11 protein-coding genes are annotated in these 18,782 nt (G+C 36.3%); 8 read left to right on the forward strand and 3 right to left on the reverse strand.

Annotated features, from left to right (window positions below; genetic code table 11):
* Positions 1 to 49 precede the first annotated feature (49 nt).
* From D7004_RS01815 to D7004_RS01825, 3 genes are all read right to left on the reverse strand, one after another.
* Positions 50 to 1,465 (reverse strand): glycoside hydrolase family 28 protein, encoded by a 1,416-nt coding sequence (locus tag D7004_RS01815; protein ID WP_123204201.1) that lies wholly within the window; start codon positions 1,463 to 1,465, stop codon positions 50 to 52.
* Positions 1,466 to 1,585: 120 nt separating this feature from the next.
* Entirely contained in the window at positions 1,586 to 3,214 is a 1,629-nt protein-coding gene (locus D7004_RS01820; protein WP_123204164.1) for a sodium/sugar symporter, read from the reverse strand.
* A 121-nt stretch (positions 3,215 to 3,335) separates the two neighbouring features.
* Positions 3,336 to 4,343, reverse strand: coding sequence for a LacI family DNA-binding transcriptional regulator (locus tag D7004_RS01825; protein ID WP_123204165.1), 1,008 nt, complete (start codon positions 4,341 to 4,343; stop codon positions 3,336 to 3,338).
* Positions 4,344 to 4,794: 451 nt separating this feature from the next.
* Between D7004_RS01825 and D7004_RS01830 the strand changes: the two genes are divergently transcribed.
* The 8 genes from D7004_RS01830 to D7004_RS01865 all read left to right on the forward strand — a co-directional run bounded on the left by D7004_RS01830 (position 4,795) and on the right by D7004_RS01865 (position 18,766).
* Positions 4,795 to 5,682, forward strand: a complete 888-nt coding sequence (locus D7004_RS01830) for an inositol oxygenase family protein (protein ID WP_123204166.1) — start codon at positions 4,795 to 4,797, stop codon at positions 5,680 to 5,682.
* Between the two features lie 66 nt (positions 5,683 to 5,748).
* Positions 5,749 to 8,778, forward strand: coding sequence for a SusC/RagA family TonB-linked outer membrane protein (locus tag D7004_RS01835; RefSeq protein ID WP_123204167.1), 3,030 nt, complete (start codon positions 5,749 to 5,751; stop codon positions 8,776 to 8,778).
* Positions 8,779 to 8,790: 12 nt separating this feature from the next.
* Positions 8,791 to 10,386, forward strand: coding sequence for a RagB/SusD family nutrient uptake outer membrane protein (locus tag D7004_RS01840; RefSeq protein ID WP_123204168.1), 1,596 nt, complete (start codon positions 8,791 to 8,793; stop codon positions 10,384 to 10,386).
* Positions 10,387 to 10,471: 85 nt separating this feature from the next.
* The gene (locus D7004_RS01845; protein ID WP_123204169.1) at positions 10,472 to 11,452 is read left to right on the forward strand and encodes a purple acid phosphatase family protein; all 981 of its coding nucleotides are present in this window, start codon (positions 10,472 to 10,474) and stop codon (positions 11,450 to 11,452) included.
* Positions 11,453 to 11,461: 9 nt separating this feature from the next.
* Entirely contained in the window at positions 11,462 to 12,688 is a 1,227-nt protein-coding gene (locus tag D7004_RS01850) for an acyltransferase family protein (protein WP_123204170.1), read from the forward strand.
* Between the two features lies 1 nt (position 12,689).
* Positions 12,690 to 14,912, forward strand: a complete 2,223-nt coding sequence (locus D7004_RS01855) for an alpha-N-acetylglucosaminidase (RefSeq protein WP_123204171.1) — start codon at positions 12,690 to 12,692, stop codon at positions 14,910 to 14,912.
* A gap of 9 nt (positions 14,913 to 14,921) precedes the next feature.
* Positions 14,922 to 16,439, forward strand: a complete 1,518-nt coding sequence (locus D7004_RS01860; RefSeq protein ID WP_123204172.1) for a glycoside hydrolase family 28 protein — start codon at positions 14,922 to 14,924, stop codon at positions 16,437 to 16,439.
* Between the two features lie 44 nt (positions 16,440 to 16,483).
* Positions 16,484 to 18,766 (forward strand): GH92 family glycosyl hydrolase, encoded by a 2,283-nt coding sequence (locus D7004_RS01865; protein ID WP_123204173.1) that lies wholly within the window; start codon positions 16,484 to 16,486, stop codon positions 18,764 to 18,766.
* Positions 18,767 to 18,782 lie beyond the last annotated feature (16 nt).

Genomic DNA, 18,782 nt, shown 5'->3' on the forward strand with positions numbered 1-18,782 from the left:
AATTTAAATTGAGGACGGAAATTATACAAAAAATCCAAATAAATTTTTGTTAAAATGTACTATTCGTTTCCTGAAAATTTACCGTTCTAAGTTTTTCAACATTTTTTTGTTCAATTGCTTTTCCGGCATAACTAGGTTTTTTTAAACCCCAAATTACTTCGCTATTTAGCAAATTAATGTTTCCTGTATTTTCAAAATAAAAACCAGCGATAGGACTTTTCACCAATCCTTCTACATTGCTAGGACGGCGATCGTAAACGCCTCCGCTAACATTGGTTGTTTTGTTAACAGTAACACTAACCTGGTCAAAATTAATGTTAGAAATCTTATCCTGACTTTCGCCGCTAATGTAAACGCCGCTTTCTCCTGTACAGCGAATATTGCTAAAATAAATATTTTTTACGGCACCAACTTTACCTTTCGTTTGTCCTTTTGGTAAGCGCCATCCGGCATCTTTGTTATTTGCCGTAGCACGTGGATAAGCAGTTATGTAAATAGGTTCTGCTTTTCCCCACCAAACATCACTAAAAAGTTTCGATTCGATAATCAAGTTAGAAAAAGTAACATCGCTAACTGTTCCTTCATCCCTATTTTGAATGCCAATGCCCCTATTACTGTTTCGGATATTGCAATTGTTAATCAATACATTACTAATTCTATCCATATTTTCGGAGCCTATTTTAATGGCACAAGAACTTGAAGTCATGGTGCAGTTGCTAATCACAATGTTTTCGCATGCGCCATATTCTTCAAACTCGCGTCGGTTTTTTAGGCATATACAATCATCTCCCGATTCGATATAGCAATTTGTAATTCTAACATTTTTACTGTGATCGAGATCAATTCCATCGCTGTTTCTAATTTTTATGCTATTGAGCAAGGTAATATTCGAAATGGAAACATCATCGCAGCCAATAAGATGGACGGTCCAATAAGCAGAATTTTGAAAGGTAACACCATCTATATTAAGTTTTTTACAGCCAATTAGGGTTAGCAAATGCGGACGAGGATCGATAACATTAAAAGGTTTCAATACATAAGAATCAGATAATTCATCTCCCATGAAAGAAATACCATTGCCATCAATAATTCCGGTACCGGTAATGCTTACTTGTTCCAGTTTTTCTCCTCCAATCCAAATGGTTCCTTCGCCTTTATTTTCGCGAAATGCGCTTTTTGTATAAATGCTTTCATCAGGACTAGCCAATATTTTTGCGCCACCTTCAACTCTTAATTCTACAAAAGATTTTAAATCGAATGGTCCTGCCAAAAAAACATGCCCTGCAGGTACAAGTACTTGTCCACCACCTGCTGCCGAGCAAGCATTTATGGCTTTTTGAATGGCTGAGGCATCATTCGTTTTACCATCGCCAACGGCTCCATAATTTTTGATGTTAAATTTTTGTTGTGCAAAGACATTTAAAGAAAGCAATAGTGCAAATGTAAGTAGTACTTTAATTTTCATTCTATATTGGTATTGGTTTTTATGTAAAACGTGCATCAAATCATATTCAATTAACGCAAAATATTTTTTTGTTGAAGCTAATTTGCCTTAAAAATTGCAATCATTCAATTAATTAATCTGCTACCAGAAAACGGTATAAAGAGCTGCTAAAATGCCGCAAATAATAACTGACGAAACTGCAAATGCTGGTGTTACTTTAAACATACTGCTATCAATTTCCAACCCCTGCTCGTTATTTTTACTTTTTGGATCGCTAAGCGTTACAGCAACCATAATAATTATAATGATTACAAAAACCCAGGACATTCTATTTAGAAAAGGAATATCAGCTATAAAACCGTTACTCAACACAGGTAAAAACTTAAGGAGAATTGATAATGGGATGGTTAATAATGCAGCAGCAAGTGCAGCTCTTGAAGTAGTTCTTTTCCAGAAAAAGCCCAACAAAAAGATAGCAAATACGCCTGGTGAAATAAAGCCAACATACTCCTGAATAAATTGATAAACCTGATCAAAACTTCTTAAAGCTGGCGCCACCACAATTGCAATAAGTGATGCCACCACAACCGACCAGCGACCAACAGAAACCAATTTCTTTTCGGTTGCTTCTGGCTTGATGTATTTTTTATAAATATCCAATGTAAAAATGGTTGCAATACTATTTGATTTTCCGGCTAGAGATGCAACAATTGCGGCTGTTAATGCGGCAAATGCCATTCCTTTAATACCCCCAGGCAATAAATTCATTAAAACCGGATAGGCATGGTCGGGCTTAACCGTTCCACTGGCGTCAAGCATTTCCGCCTGAAAATATCCGCGTTGGTACAATACAAATGCCGCTATACCCGGAATGACTACAATTACAGGAATTAACAATTTTAGAAAAGCGGCAAAGATTAATCCGCTTCTACCAGTTTTTAAATCCGCACCTAAAGCACGTTGAACAATATATTGATTGCAGCCCCAATAATTTAGATTGTTAATCCAGAGACCGCCAACCAGCACTGCAATTCCAGGTAATTCGTTGTAAAACTTATCACCCTTATTAAAAATCATGTGAAAATGATCAGATGCTTCTGAACGTAAAAGCGGCAGTGCTCCAAAAACAGTTTGTGTATCTAATTTTTCCGAAACCAATTTCAAAGCCATGTAGCAGGTAATTAAACCACCAACAACCAATACTACAACCTGAATTACATCCGTATAGCCAATAACTTTCATGCCGCCGAGCGTAATAATCGCCGAAAAAATAGCCAGAAATATTATACAAGTACTAAATGGAATACCGGTGATGGTTTCAATTGCGATTGCACCAAGAAAAAATATCGAAGTTAAATTGACAAAAACATAAACCAAGAGCCAGAAAACGGCCATTAATGTACTAACCGTATTGTTATACCGCGTAGAAAGAAATTGCGGCATAGTGTAGATTTTGTTTTTTAAATAAATAGGCAAAAAGAATATGGCTACAATAATTAATGTTGCTGCAGCCATCCATTCGTAACTTGCAATGGCCAATCCCATTGCAAAACCAGAGCCCGACATACCAATAAAATGCTCGGCAGAGATGTTTGACGCTATAATGGATGCACCAATAGCCCACCATGTAAGCGAACCTTCAGCCAGGAAATAATCTTTTGTATCGGTTTGTTTTTGTTTTTTGCTTCGGTAAACCCAGTATCCATAAGCAGAAACTATAATAAAGTATATAAAAAAGACTGCACAATCTAGCGCCGAAAGATGATTCATAAGAAAGATAATATTTGGTTTTTTTAAAAATCAGAAAAATTACTAAAGTTACAGGCTATATACTTTTATTTAATTACGTAAACGTTTTCGGATAAAATTTGAATTTAAAGCATAAATAAAGCTAGCAACCTGTTGAAGCCCGCTTGATGAGTACTGATTTTAAAACAATGTCTTTATCATCATCCATGCCTTTTTTATTTAATATTTTGAACAAACATTTGGCTGCTTCATTGCCAATTTCAAAAGCAGGTTGTGTAATAGTTGTTAGTGAAGGATTAAGTAATTTTGCCGAACTCATGTTAGAAAAACTCAATATTTTTACGTCTCCAGGAATGCTGAACTTCAATTCAGCACAAGCCATGTAAGCTGGAATGATAAATTCTTCTATTGATGAAAACAAGGCATCGGGTTTATGTTTTTTAAAGAGCGTTTTAATATTAGCGAAATTTACTTCCTCATCTTCGCTATAATCTAGCACAAGCTCCTCACGAAAATTAATGCCATGCGCTATTAAAGCATCTTTGTAACCTGTAAACCTGGCTGTACCTGCCGGAAGTTTACCCAAACCATATAAAAATGCGATGTTTTGACAACCACATTCAATGAAATGCTCTGTTGCCTTAAAAGATATTTGGTAATCATCGGTGGTAATTTTAAAGGCATCTAAAGATTCATAAACCCTGTCGAAAAACACCAATGGAACTTTTTTTACCAAATCTCGGTAATAATCGCTGTTGTATTCGTTGCTCGATACCGATGTTAATATTCCATCAACCCTACCATTTAATAAACTATTGGTAAAGGATTTTTCCATTTCTGCGTCTTCATGCGTTTGATAAATCAAAACATGGTGACCGTATTTTCGGGCGATTTCTTCAATACCTTTAATGGCCAGCGAAAAGAAATTATTAGCAACATCAGGCACAATTACCGCGATGGTTTTGGTCTTATTGCTTCTTAAATTACTTGCTGCCGGGTTTGGTGTATAATTAAGTTCTTTAGCTAGCGATAAAACCCTGTTTTTAGTTTTCAAGCTAATTTCATAGCTATCGTTAAGTGCTTTAGAAACCGTTGCAATAGAGATGTTTAATTCTTGTGCAAGTCTTTTAATATTTACCTCTCCCGCCATTTTTTATTAAAGTTTGTTAGTTATTACGCTTCTCATCTTATCACCCAAGGCAAAAGCTGTATTTAAAAAATATCTCTATCAGCATTTGCGAAGTAAAAGTTAGTTAATCTTTTAAATAATTTAAAATACCAGAAATTATTTGGTTAATAAAACAAGTGTTGCGTTGCATTACACAACAATTTCGCCGTTACGAAATTATAAAATAATAGTCGTATTAACATTTATTTAATATGCTACTGGTAATGCAGATTAAATTTATCAAAAGTGGTGTTGAAAAACCAGCCCTTAAACAAAATCAAATAATTGATTTACAGATAAATATATAATTTTTTAGAAGGTTACGTAATCGTTTAAGTAAATAAACTTGGCAAATTATTAAGGTTTGTGTTTTCAAAAACTCAACTTTAACTATTCAAAAAAAGCAATTTTTAACCAAATTATTTCTAGCCTTATGAGAAACGAAAACCTAGTTTCGGGGGAAGACCAAAATCCTTTGAAAAATCTTGATCAGTGGGAAGAGGATATATTAACACGCTATCCAGACCCAGCAAACATTAATTCTGATAAAGCAGAAGAACAGTTTAGAAATTATGAAGAAACTGAAAAAGATGGTGTAAAAGAATTTTACAAGTTAAACCACACTTATCAAACTTACGATTTCGTTCAGCAGAAAAAGGCAGAATATTTAAAGTTTGACAAAGAAGAAATGCCAATTTGGAGTGCATTTGATTTCTTAAACAGATTGGTAGATGATTCAGATCCGGATACGGATTTAGACCAGATGCAACATTTACTTCAAACTTCAGAAGCGATTCGCAATGATGGTCATCCAGATTGGATGGTCTTGGTTGGCTTAATTCACGATATGGGTAAAGTACTTTGCTTGTACGGAGAATCACAATGGGCGGTTGTTGGCGATACTTTCCCTGTAGGTTGCGCTTACTCTGATAAAATTGTTTATCCTGAATTTTTTAGCTTAAACCCCGATTTTCACAACCCAACCTATCAAACCAAATTAGGTGTTTACAGCCAAAATTGTGGTTTGGATAACGTTGATATGTCATGGGGACATGATGAATATGTTTACCACATGATGAAGCCATACATACCAGAACCTGGTTTATATATGCTTCGTTACCACTCTTTTTATTCGCAGCACCGCGAAAATGCTTACGACCACTTAATGAGTGAAAAAGACCACGAAATGTTTAAATGGGTTAGGCTTTTCAATCCTTATGATTTGTACTCAAAAAACCCAAACCAAAAAAGCTGGGAAGAACTAAAACCTTATTACGAAGCTTTGGTGAGCAAGTATTTGCCAACCAACATAAAATTTTAACTACAAACAATCAATTTTTTTATAACCAAATAACAAACAATTTATGAACCTAAATTTACAAAAATCATGAGATTAAAATGTACAAGTTTAAAGTATGGCAGCATTCTTTTGCTGCTCTTACTTATTGGACAATCTTTCAACTTTGCATACGCACAAACGGATAGAAAAATTTCAGGTAGTTTATTAGACAATACCAATCAGCCTATTATTGGAGCTTCGGTTTCGGTTAAAGGCACAAGCAAAGCCGTATCAACAGGCACCGATGGATCGTTCAGTATTATGGCAAAAACAGGAGATGTAATTCTGTTTAGCTTTATGGGTTACGAAACAAAAGAATTAATCGTAACTACAGCATCAACTTACAAAGTAACCATTGCCGAAGCAAGCGCTACCTTAACTGATGTTGTTGTAGTTGGTTACGGAAAAAGTACTCGAAAGGCATTAACCAGTTCAATATCAACCATAAAAGGTGATGATTTAAACAAAGGTGCTATAAGTGATGTTGGGCAAATGCTACAAGGTAAAGTACCTGGTTTGAACATAACCAGAAGTGGAGACCCAAACCGATCGGCAGCTATTATTTTACGTGGTGCTTCTACCCTGCGTGAAGGCGCACAATCGCCATTATTTGTAATTGATGGTGTGGTTGGTGCTGATATTTCTATCCTTGCTCCAGATGATATTGCATCGATTGATGTATTAAAAGATGCTGCTGCTGCCGCAATTTATGGTAACAGGGCTGCAAACGGAGTAATTATGGTTACCACCAAAAAAGGTGTAGCCGGACAAACTCAATTATCATACAGTGGTTATTTCGGAGTAGAGAACGTTTCCAATCAGTATGAAATGATGAATTCTGACCAGCTGAAAGCATTTTTAGCTAAAAATAATTCTTCACTTACGCCAGCTAATGATAAAGGTGCCAATACCAATTGGCAAAACGAAGTGCAACGTACAGATGCGATTTCTTACAACCATAACATTTCTTTTAGTGGTGGTACAGAAAGAACGACTTACAATGCTAGTTTAAATTATTTCAAGCAACAAGGTATCATCAAAACCAGTGATTTAGATCGTTTTATTGGTCGCGTTGGTGTAGAGCAAAAAGCCCTTAACGATAAATTAAAATTAGGTTTTAGCTTAACCAATTCGGTAAGCAATTCTAATCTTGTACCTTATCGCAATACAGTTTTATCGCAAATGCTAACTTATTTGCCAACGGCTCCGGTAAAAAATGCTGATGGTTCATATTTCGACAACTTAACTCAATCGAATTATTACAACCCAGTATCAATGCTAGAAAATGCTCAAGAGAATTTAAAGTACAAAAACTTACTTGGTAGTTTTACGGCTAACTTGAAACTTCCTTTCGGCTTTTCTTATGATGTTGCGGCTTCGTATCAAAACTATCAAACGGTTTATGGCGCATTTTACAACAGCATTTATACTTCGAGATATAACAACGTTCGTAACACTCCAGATCCACCTGCAAATCCTTCAATTGTTTCATTAATTGGTCAGAATGGTGTGGGTGTTAGAAATGCTTATCAAAGCACAAATAAAATCATCGAAACCTATTTAACTTGGGATCGTAAATTCGGAGACCACTCTATTAACGCGGTAATTGGTTATTCATATCAAAACTCAGTAATTGGAGATGGTGTTCAAGCATCATCAACAAACTTTCCAATTAATCAGGTTGGTTATTATAACTTAAGTTTAGGAAACCCATATGCAGTAAAAGATTTTAGAGTAGATTACGGAGGTAATACCTATCAAGAAGTTTTGTTAATTTCTGATTTTGCGAGGGTTAACTATAACTACAAAAACAAATATGTTTTGCAGGGTTCGATAAGAAAAGATGGTTCATCTGTTTTTGGTAGAAACGAGCAATGGGGTTACTTTCCTTCTGTAGGTGGTGCCTGGAATATCGATCAGGAAAACTTTATGAAAAACCAAAACCTGTTAACAACCTTAAAGTTAAGAGCAAGTTATGGTATTGCTGGTAACTCAGCTGGCTTTAATCCACTTACTACAAAATTAATTTATGGTAGTGTAGGTCAGTTTTACTATAACGGTATTAACGAATCGGCAATTGGAGCTGTTCAAAATGAAAACCCAGATTTACGTTGGGAAAAAACAGCAACGACTAACATCGGAACTGATTTCAGTTTATTTAAAGGCAGATTAAGCGGTTCATTCGATTGGTATAATAAGCTAACAAGCGATTTAATTTTTGAATACGACGTAGATCCTAACATTTACCCTGTTGGAAGATTAACAGCAAACGTTGGTAAAATGAGCAACAAAGGTTTTGAGTTTGTATTAAACGCAACACCTGTTGCAGGCAAAGATTTTTTCTGGACAACAGGAATAAACTTAGCACGAAACGTAAATAAAATTGTAAGTCTATCTGATAGCAGATTAGCCTTAGCGAAAGTATATACCGTTCAACCTGATGGCGGTGGCCAAACAGGTGCTACAGTACAGCTGTTAGAGCCAGGTTTACCAATCGGAACCTTCTACACTTTTAAATATGCAGGTAAAAATGCTGCAGGTGTGTCTCAATATTATGATGCAAAAGGAAATTTGACTACTACCCCATCTAACAGAACAGATTATTATGCAGTTGGAAATGCACAACCAAAAGCATTAATCGGCTGGACAAACAACATCAGTTATCGCAATTTCGATTTTAGTGTTTTCATGAGAGCGGTATTGGGTAATAAGATTATGAACATCACCAGAGCAGATTTGTTCCGTCCGAATACGGCGCAGTTTACAAATATCCCGGTAGAAGTTGCAGATGAATCTACAGCAGATTTTAACTCTTACAGGTATTCATCTCGATTTGTAGAGAACGGAAGTTACCTTCGTTTAGATAACACTACGCTAGGTTATACTTTCAGAAAAGGTATTCCAGGAGTTAAATCTTTACGCCTGTACGCCACAGCAAACAATTTATTTGTAATTACCGGCTACAAAGGCATCGATCCAGAGATTAATCAAGGTGGTATTGCTCCTGGTGTAGATACCAATAACTTCTATCCAAAAACCAGAACATTTTTATTCGGTTTAAATGTATCATTTAACTAATCCATAAAGAAGATGAAAAATCTTATCAATATAACTGCAGGAGCCTTATTAGCCATGGCTACTTTTTCTTCCTGCCAAAAACTGGATGTGGATGTAAAAACACAACTAACACCAGAAACCTTTCCGCAAACAGATCAACATTATATTCAACTTACAGGGCAAGTTTATGCACAGCTTCGTGGCATTAGTGTAGAATATTTTTTCTTACAAAGCTTAAGTACCGATGAAGCGATTATGCCTGCAAGAGGTGGTAACTGGTACGATGGTGGTCGTTACGAACAACACACGAAACATACTTGGGATAAAGATAACGCACATATTGGTGGCGTATGGACCTTCCTTTCTACAACCATAAGTAAAGCAAATCAAAGTCTTTACTTAATAAAAGATGCGCCTGAAACTACAGCAAAAAAAACAGCAACAGCTGAAATGCGTACGGTTAGAGCATTAGCACTTTATATGATGATGGACCTTTGGGGAAATGTGCCAATTGTAACTCAATTTGGTGATGTAACGCCACCAGAAACCAAATCGAGAGCAGAAGTATTTGCTTTTATAGAGAAAGAAGTTAAAGAAGCTATTCCAGATTTAAGCTCGGTTGTGGGTGTACCAACTTACGGCAGACCAACAAAGTATGCAGCTTATGCTTTATTGGCTAAAATGTTTTTAAATGCAGAAGTTTATATTGGTACAAACCGTTATAATGATGCTGTTGCCATGTGCGATAACATTATTGCAGCTACCGGTGCACCATTTAGTTTAGAAACCGATTATCGTAAAATGTTCTTTATTGATAACGGACCTCAAACCAAAGAATTTATTTTTGCTATTCCTTACGATGCTTCATTTAGCGGAGGATATATGTTTTATGCAAGATATTCTTTGCCTCGTTCATTACAAGCGAAGTTTAGCTTAAAACATACGCCAAGCGCTCCAATGAGTACTTTACCAGAATATTATGCAAACTTCAACGACCCTAATGACAAACGTAATGCGCAATGGATTAGAGGTTTACAGTTTAATAACGACGGAACATCTGTTACGGTAACCACTACCAAAAAAGGTTACGATCAGTTTTACACAGGTTCTGATGGTGCGGCTCCTTTAACTTATCAGGTTAACATTACACCAAATGTTACTTTAAGAGATGCAACTCGTCCTTTTGATGCCGGAAATGATGAAATTGCCTGGAATATGGGCTTCCGAAATAATAAATTTTACTGCGATAGTACTTCATCGAACAGAAATCAAAATAATGATTTACCGGTATTTAGATATTCAGATATTCTTTTGATGAAAGCTGAGGCTATTCTTCGTGGTGCAACACCAACGCAAGGTCAAACTGCTTTATCTTTGGTAAACCAATTACGTGCTGTAAGAACGACTTCACCAGCTTGGACTGCAGTAACGCTAGAAGACCTTTACAAAGAACGTTGCAGAGAAATGGCTTGGGAAACCTGGCATAGAAATGATATGATTCGTTTTGGCAAATTCGAAGGAACTTGGGGTTTCAAAACAGATGCACAAACGTTCCATCGCCTGTTCCCTATTCCTGCTACGGCAACTTTATTAAACCCAAAATTAAAACAAAATCCGGGTTACAATTAATTACCTTTTTACAAGAAGAAATTCCTCTAATTACTATTTTAGAGGAATTTCTTTTTTTTTATAATCCACATCCTAAGTTCAAATTATGGTTAAACGATTACTTTTTATTTTACCATTGCTTGCCGCTGGTTCTTTATATGCACAGGTTTTAACAAAAGCAACTGCAACTGGAACAATCGCATCAAAAAACATTACTAAAGATGCCACTTCGCTAAACTTTATTGCCATGGGCGATTGGGGTCGCAACGGTGCAGACCACCAAAAGCAGGTTGCAAAACAAATGGGCATAACTGCTTCTGATGTTAAAGCTCAATTCATTATTTCTACAGGCGATAATTTTTATCCAAGTGGTGTAATTAGCGAGCAAGATCCTTTATTTAAATATTCATTTGAAGACATTTACACTGATTTTTCACTACAATGGGATTGGTATTCGGTATTGGGAAACCACGACTATAAATCAAATCCTGATGCACAGGTTGCCTATTCTAAAATAAGCAGAAGATGGAAAATGCCAGCACGTTATTTTGCAAAGAAATTCCCAATAAACGGCGATTTAAATAATCAGGTTTTGATTGCTTTTATTGACACAAATCCATTGATACCAGAGTTTTACAAAAATTCGGAATATGGTCCGAATGTAAAGGGACAAGATACCACAGCACAAAAAAGATGGCTTGCCAAAACACTTGATGATAAAGACGAATCAATAAAATGGAAAATAGTTGTTGGTCACCACCCGATGTTTACAGGTGGTAGCAGAACCGAAGGCTACGATACCAAAGCCATTCGCAATTCACTAAAACCTGTTTTAGATAAATATGCAGTAGATGTTTACCTCACCGGCCACGAACATAGCTTACAATACATTAAGCCTGAAGGCAAAACGCATCATTTTATTTCTGGTGCAGCATCAGAAAAAACACCTGTGAAATTAATTCCTGATGCGGAAGTTGTAGCATCAGAGTATGGTTTTATGCTGTTTTCGGTAAACAAAGACCAATTACGTGTTCAAATGATTAATGATGAAGGTTACATCATTTACACTACTGTAATTAAAAAATAATCAGCAAAAATGAATTCAACGAAAGCGATTGATGAGGAAAAACTTGCTACCAAAAGCAAGAGATTAATTTCTTTAGATGCGCTTCGTGGTTTCGATATGTTTTGGATTGTGAGTGGCGAAGGAATTTTCCACGGTTTAGCTAACGGAATAAAAGATGAAAATGAATTGGTAAGAAACCCAACAAACTGGGTGATTGCCACCAATGATAATCTTTCTGTTTTTGAAAAATTTCTAGTTGGAATAAGCAATCAATTACACCATTCTCACTGGAATGGATTTACTTTTTACGATTTAATTTTCCCTTTGTTCATTTTTATCTCCGGTGTATCTATGCCTTTTTCTTATCAAAAATATTTTGATGATAAAAAGACAAATAGCGCATTAACAAAGAAAATTTATACTGCATTAATAAAAAGAACGCTAATACTGCTAATTTTAGGTGTAATTATAAATGGCTTATTTAAATGGAACGGCTATGAGAATACTCGCTTTGCAAGTGTACTCGGACGAATAGCGCTTTCTACCTTTTTCGCAGCAGTAATTTATTTAAACTGCTCATTACGCAAACAAATTATTTGGTTTTCTACCATTCTAATCGGTTACTATCTTATAATGCAATTTGTACCTGTACCTAATTTTGGAGCAGGCATATTCACACCCGAAGGAAATTTATCAGCCTATATAGACAGACAATTCTTACCTGGAAAACTGCACCGTGTGGTTTACGATCCGGAAGGCTTGTTAAGTACAATTCCAGCCGTTTGCTCTGCGCTGATTGGTGTTTTTGTGGGTACCTTCATAAAATCTACTTACATAAACTTAAATCCTAAAAAAAAGGTATTGGTTTTACTTGCAACAGGTTTGTTAAGCATTTCTATTGGTTTAATTTGGAGCTTAATTTTCCCCATCAATAAAACCATGTGGACAAGCTCTTTTGTTTTATTTGCTGGCGGATTTAGCATCTTGTTATTTGCAGTGTTCTATTTTGTTATCGATGTAAAATCATTCAAAAACTGGAGTATGCCTTTGGTTTGGTTCGGTACAAATTCTATTCTGATTTACGTTTTTGCGCATGGTTTATTCAATTTCGAATCTACCGCTACATTTCTTTTCGGAGGTATAATCGATAAAATCCCAAGCGTTTACCAGCAAGCAGGCGTGTGGACGGGTGTTTTAATTATTCAGTTGTTTCTCCTAAAATTTCTCTACGATAAAAAGTTGTTCCTAAAAATTTGATATGAAATTTAAGATTATACTATCAGGCTTGTTCATCATCCTGTTTTCAAGCAATATCTATTCACAGGCATTCGTTACCGCTTCTAATGATTTAATTGCAAGGGTTTTACCAAAACAAAGCAGTTACTTTTCTACGGAAAGCATTTCATCAGAAAATGGAAAGGATGTTTTTGAAATTGAAAGCAAGGGCAACAAAATCGTATTAAGAGGCAGTAGTGGCGTAGCGCTTGCATCTGCATTTTACTACTATTTAACCGAATATGTGCATTGTCAAATCACTTGGAACGGTACAAATTTAAAAACACCTGAAAAATTACCATTGGTAAAAACTAAGGTTAGAAAAAATACACCATACGAATACCGCTATTATTTAAATTATTGCACTTTTAATTATAGCATGAGTTGGTGGGATTGGCCAAGATGGGAAAAGGAAATTGATTGGATGGCGTTACATGGCATTAATATGCCGCTAGCCATCACAGGTGAAGAATATACCTGGTATCTGCTGTACAAAGAAATGGGCTTTACAGATAACGATTTGAAAGACTTCTTTACTGGTCCGGCTTATTTCTCTTGGTTTTGGATGGGCAATATTGACGGTTGGGGTGGTCCGCTCCCATTGAGTTGGATGAAGAGCCATTTCGAATTGCAAAAGAAAATACTGGCCAGACAACGTTCTTTAGGCATGAAACCTGTTCTTCCGGCTTTTACTGGTCATGTGCCTGCGGCATTTAAAAAGAAATTTCCAAATGCTAAGCTTAAAGCAACCAATTGGACAAACGGCTTTGCCGATACCTACATTCTTGATTCTGAAGACCCGATGTTTGCTTCAATAGGAAAAAAATTCCTTCAAAAACAAACCGAGTTATTAGGTACGGACCATTTGTATTCTGCAGATACTTTTAACGAAAATGAACCGCCATCGGCCGAACCAGAATTTTTGAGCAAATTAAGTGCGAGAATTTACGGTGGCATGTCGGCCGCCGACCCAAAAGCAATTTGGGTAATGCAGGGATGGCTTTTTTACAGCGATAGAAAGTTTTGGAAAGAACCACAAACAGAGGCACTTTTGAAAGCAGTACCCAATGATAAAATGATTTTGCTCGACCTTGCAACCGAAATTGAACCTGTTTGGAAACGTACAGAAGGATTTTATGGCAAACCGTGGATTTGGAATATGCTTCACAATTTTGGTGGAAACACTAATTTATTCGGCAGAATGGATGTTGTTGCCACCGCACCATCCGAAGCCTTAAACAATCCACAAAGCGGCAAAATGAAAGGTATTGGCTTAACCATGGAAGGCATTGAGCAAAATCCGGTTTTATACGAACTAATGATGGCTAATGTTTGGCAATCGAAACCGATAAATCTGGATACTTGGCTGCCTCAATTTGTGTTGAACCGATACGGAAATAACAATGCAAATGCAGTAAAAGCATGGGATATTCTTCGAAAAACGGTTTACACCGTGCCTGCTGATAAATACATTAGAGATGGTGCTGAATCGATAATACAGGCTCGCCCAACGTTAGATTCGCTGAGCCGTTGGGCAAAAACAACTTTAAATTATAATGAATACGACCTTTTACCTGCTTGGGACGAATTGCTTAAAGCTGCTCCCTATTGTAAAAACAGCGAGGGTTATCAATATGATGTTGTTGATAGAACCAGACAAGTAATGGCAAATTTTGCCTTGCCCATTCAGCGAAAAATTGTGTTGGCTTATCAAAAAAAGGATTTGATTACGTTTAAAAAAGAGTGTGATAATTTTATCCAACTTATTAATGATATGGATAAATTGCTCGCAACCAGAAAAGACTTTATGTTAGGTCCGTGGGTTGCCGATGCAAGAGCCTGGGGTACAAATACTGAAGAAAAAGCACGATACGAAATGAATGCGAAAGATTTGGTAACGCTTTGGGGCGATGCTAAAAGTCCGCTGAATGAATATACATGCAGGCAATGGAGTGGATTAATGACAGACTTTTACAAACCCAGATGGCAGCTTTTCTTTTCTCGTATGGAAGATGACTTAATCAATAAAAAAGGATTAAATATTGAGAAATTTAATGATGATATCAGCGCTTGGGAATGGAAATGGGTAAATCAAAGAAAAGATTATCCAACAAAAACAGTTGGCAATCCTGTTGATATTGCAAAGCAAATGCATCAAAAATATCGTGGCTTAATTGAAAAATACGCTGCGATAACCAAAAATTAAGAAAGAATTATGAAAAACCTTATTTATATAATTACCCTATTTGCATCTATTTCCAATGCATTGGCGCAAAATAAAACCTTCAATATTATTGATTTTGGTGCAAAGCCGGGATTAAATTTCATCAATACCAAGAATATTCAAAATGCGATAGATGCTGCATCAAAAAATGGCGGCAAAGTATTTATCCCGGATGGGCAATTTGTTACCGGACCGATAGAAATAAAATCTGGAGTGGAGCTGTATTTAGCAACTAATGCAGAATTGCTCGGAAGCGTTAACCGATTAGATTATGGTAAGAAGAATGCAGAGGCGTTAATTTATGCGAAGAAACAGCATTCAATTGCTATAAGTGGCAAAGGAATTATTAATGGAAGAGGTCGCGAAGTAGTTAAAAACCTACTTACCTTATTACACCAAGGCGTTTTAGAAGATGAAACCTGGAAAGTAAAAAGACCTTCAGAAAGCAACCGACCTAGGTTAATTGCTTTTACCGACTGCGAGGATGTTTCCGTAAGAAGTGTGAAATTAAAAAATAGTGCAGGTTGGGTTCAGGACTTTGTGAGGTGTAATAATGTTAACATAGACAGCATAACGGTAGAAAGTACGGAATATTGGAATAATGACGGAATTGATATTGTAAACAGTAAAAACGTTCGTATAACGAATTGCAATGTTGATGCAGCAGATGATGGAATTTGCTTAAAATCTGAAGGCATGCTTGGTATTTGTGAGAATGTCTATGTAGAAAATTGCATCATCCGATCGAGCGCTAGTGGATTTAAATTAGGAACAGGTTCTTACGGAGGTTTTCGAAATATTAAAGTTAGAAACATCACCGTTTACAACACTTACCGTTCGGCCATTGCACTAGAAGCTGTTGATGGCGGTTTTATTGAAGACGTTGATATTGAAGGCGTTGTAGCCAAATACACAGGTAATGCAATTTTCATCCGCTTAGGGCATAGAAATAAAACCGATAAATTTAGTACGATAAAAAACATTCGGATTGCCAATGTTAAAGCAGATATTCCAAACACAAAGCCTGATGCAGGCTACCCAATTGAAGGACCACTACCAAAAGTTCCACCTCATAATTTACTTCCAGCATCAATTGTTGGCATCCCAGGGCATTTCATAGAAAACGTATTGCTCCAAAATATCGAAATTACGTATGGCGGCGGTACTTCAGAAAAAACAGCAAACATTCCAATTAATGAGTTGGATAAAGTGGCTGAAAATGAAGCCGGATATCCAGAATTTAGCATGTTTGGAGAATTACCTGCATGGGGATTTTATGTTCGCCACGCAAAAGGTATCACCTTTAAAAATGTAAAATTAAATTATATTGAGAGCGATTTTAGGCCGGCTGTAATATTTGATGATGTAAATGGAATTGACGTGGATGGACTAAAAATCGATAAATCTGAACATCCCAATGTAATGGTATTAAAAAATACTGGCGGTGTTTCCATTAAAAACACGAAATTCCCTTCAAATAAAAAAGAATCGATAAAGGAACTTCCTTAAACAAAATTAGTGTGCTGAAAATCAATAAAATTTATCAAATTAAAATGAATGTAATAGCTAGAAAATATAAGGCAAAATCGGTTGGTATTAAGATCATTGGCATAATTTTGCTTACCTGTTTACAATCTGTTTCAGTTTTCGCTCAGCAATCAGCTTTAATAAAATATGTTCAGCCATTTTCTGGCACATCAGCCAGTACGACAATGGCCAGCCAGCACATCGAAGATAAAACGGAACGCTTGGCCAACACCATCCCGGCTGTGGCACCACCTTTTAGCATGACACAATGGACGCCCCAAACCCAACTAACAGAAACAAAATGTTTAGCGCCTTACTATTACAGTAATAAAAAAATATATGGCTTTAGGGCAAGCCATTGGATAAGTGGCTCTTGTACACAAGATTATGGTAGCTTCACCATTATGCCAATTTCAGGCAAACTGAAAACCAACACAACAGATTATGCCGAGAATTACAATCACGACAACGAAGTTTCTACACCATCGTATTATAAACTAAACTTAAACCGCTATAAATTACAGGTAGAATTAACTGCGTCGCTTAGGTGTGGTGTGATGAGGGTTACTGCCATAAAAACAGATAGTGTTTATGTTTTGATTAGTCCCAACAGCGATAAAGATAAAGGATACATCCATATTGATGAAGCGAAAGGTGAAATCTCGGGCTACAATCCTGTTCATAGGATTTATCAAGGTTGGGGAGAGGCCGCAGGTTTTAGCGGTTATTTCTTTATAAAAATTAAAAAAGCAATTAAAACAAGTGGCGTTTACAGTGATGGAAATACTGCTAAAAACCACACCATCAGCAACAAGAAAAACCTTGGTGCTTATGCAGGCTTCATGATGGAAAAAGGCGAGCAATTGATTATATATTCTGGCACTTCTTTTACCAGCATTGATGCCGCAAAACGTAACCTCGAAAGTGAAATAAAAAATGAAACTTTCGATTCAGTGTTGAGTAAAACAAATGCAACCTGGGAAAAATCATTATCGCAAATAAAAATTACCGACCCGAATGAGAAGAAGAAAAAGATTTTCTATACTGCGCTTTATCATGCACAACAACACCCAAGGTTATTTAACGATGTAGATGGCACCTATCCACAATACGCCGGAAATTATCAAACACAGAAAATAAGCAAAGGCAACTACTATGATGATTTCTCGATGTGGGATATTTATCGTGCACAACTTCCACTGGTAGAATTATTACAACCCGAACTGGCAAATTCTTTTGCAAATTCGCTGGTTTTAAAAGGTAAACAAGGCGGTTGGTTTCCGATTTTTCCATGTTGGAACAGTTATACAGCCGCAATGATCGGCGACCATGCAACGGCTTTTCTTGCATCTGCTTATAATAAGGGAATTAGAGATTATGATGTAAAAGAAGCCTACCGATTGATGAGGCAAAATGCATTTGAGATGCCCGATTCGGTTGATTATTTGAATGGAAAAGGTCGCCGAGGAATAAATAGTTATTTGAAATATGGCTATATACCAATGGAAGATAGCATTCCAAACGCATTTCATAAAAAAGAGCAGGTAAGTAGAACGTTAGAATATGCTTATGATGACTACGCACTAGCCACTATTGCAAAGGATTTAGGAAAAACTGAAGATTTCAAAAAATTATCACAAAGGGCTTTAAATTACAAGAATGTTTTCGACCCTAAGGTGGGAATGGTTAGAGGTAGATTTGAAAATGGAAACTGGTACAGCCCTTTTTACCCAGATCATCGTGAGCCTTATATAACAGAAGGAACACCAAGGCAATATACTTTTTACGTGCCACATGATGTGCCCGGATTAATTAAATTAATGGGTGGAAGTAAAAACCTTGAAAACGAATTAGACTCTTTATTTATCAAGAAAGAATACTGGCATGGCAATGAACCTGGTCATCAAATTCCTTTTCTTTATAATTTCACAACTTCTCCATGGAAAACACAATTGCAAGTAAACCGCATTTTAAACGAAGAATATGATGAAGGCGCAGGTGGTTTAAGTGGAAATGATGACGCCGGCCAAATGTCGGCATGGTATGTATTTGCAGCATTAGGCTTCTATCCTGTCGATCCGGTTTCTGGGAATTACCAATTAACAAGTCCGTCTTTTCAGCAAACTCAAATATCGTTTAGTAACGGAAAGAAACTAAATATAAAAACTTCGAAAAGTTCCAAAAACGCAATTTACATTTCAAAAATATTATTAAACGGAAAAAGTTATGGTGCAAATTACATCAAACATGATGATTTAATAAAAGGTGGCGATGTAGTTTTCTATTTAATAGATAAGCCAAAAAAATAGCTTAAAAACGAGATTA

It is taken from the genome of Pedobacter jejuensis (assembly GCF_003725795.1).
Classification (GTDB): domain Bacteria; phylum Bacteroidota; class Bacteroidia; order Sphingobacteriales; family Sphingobacteriaceae; genus Pedobacter; species Pedobacter jejuensis.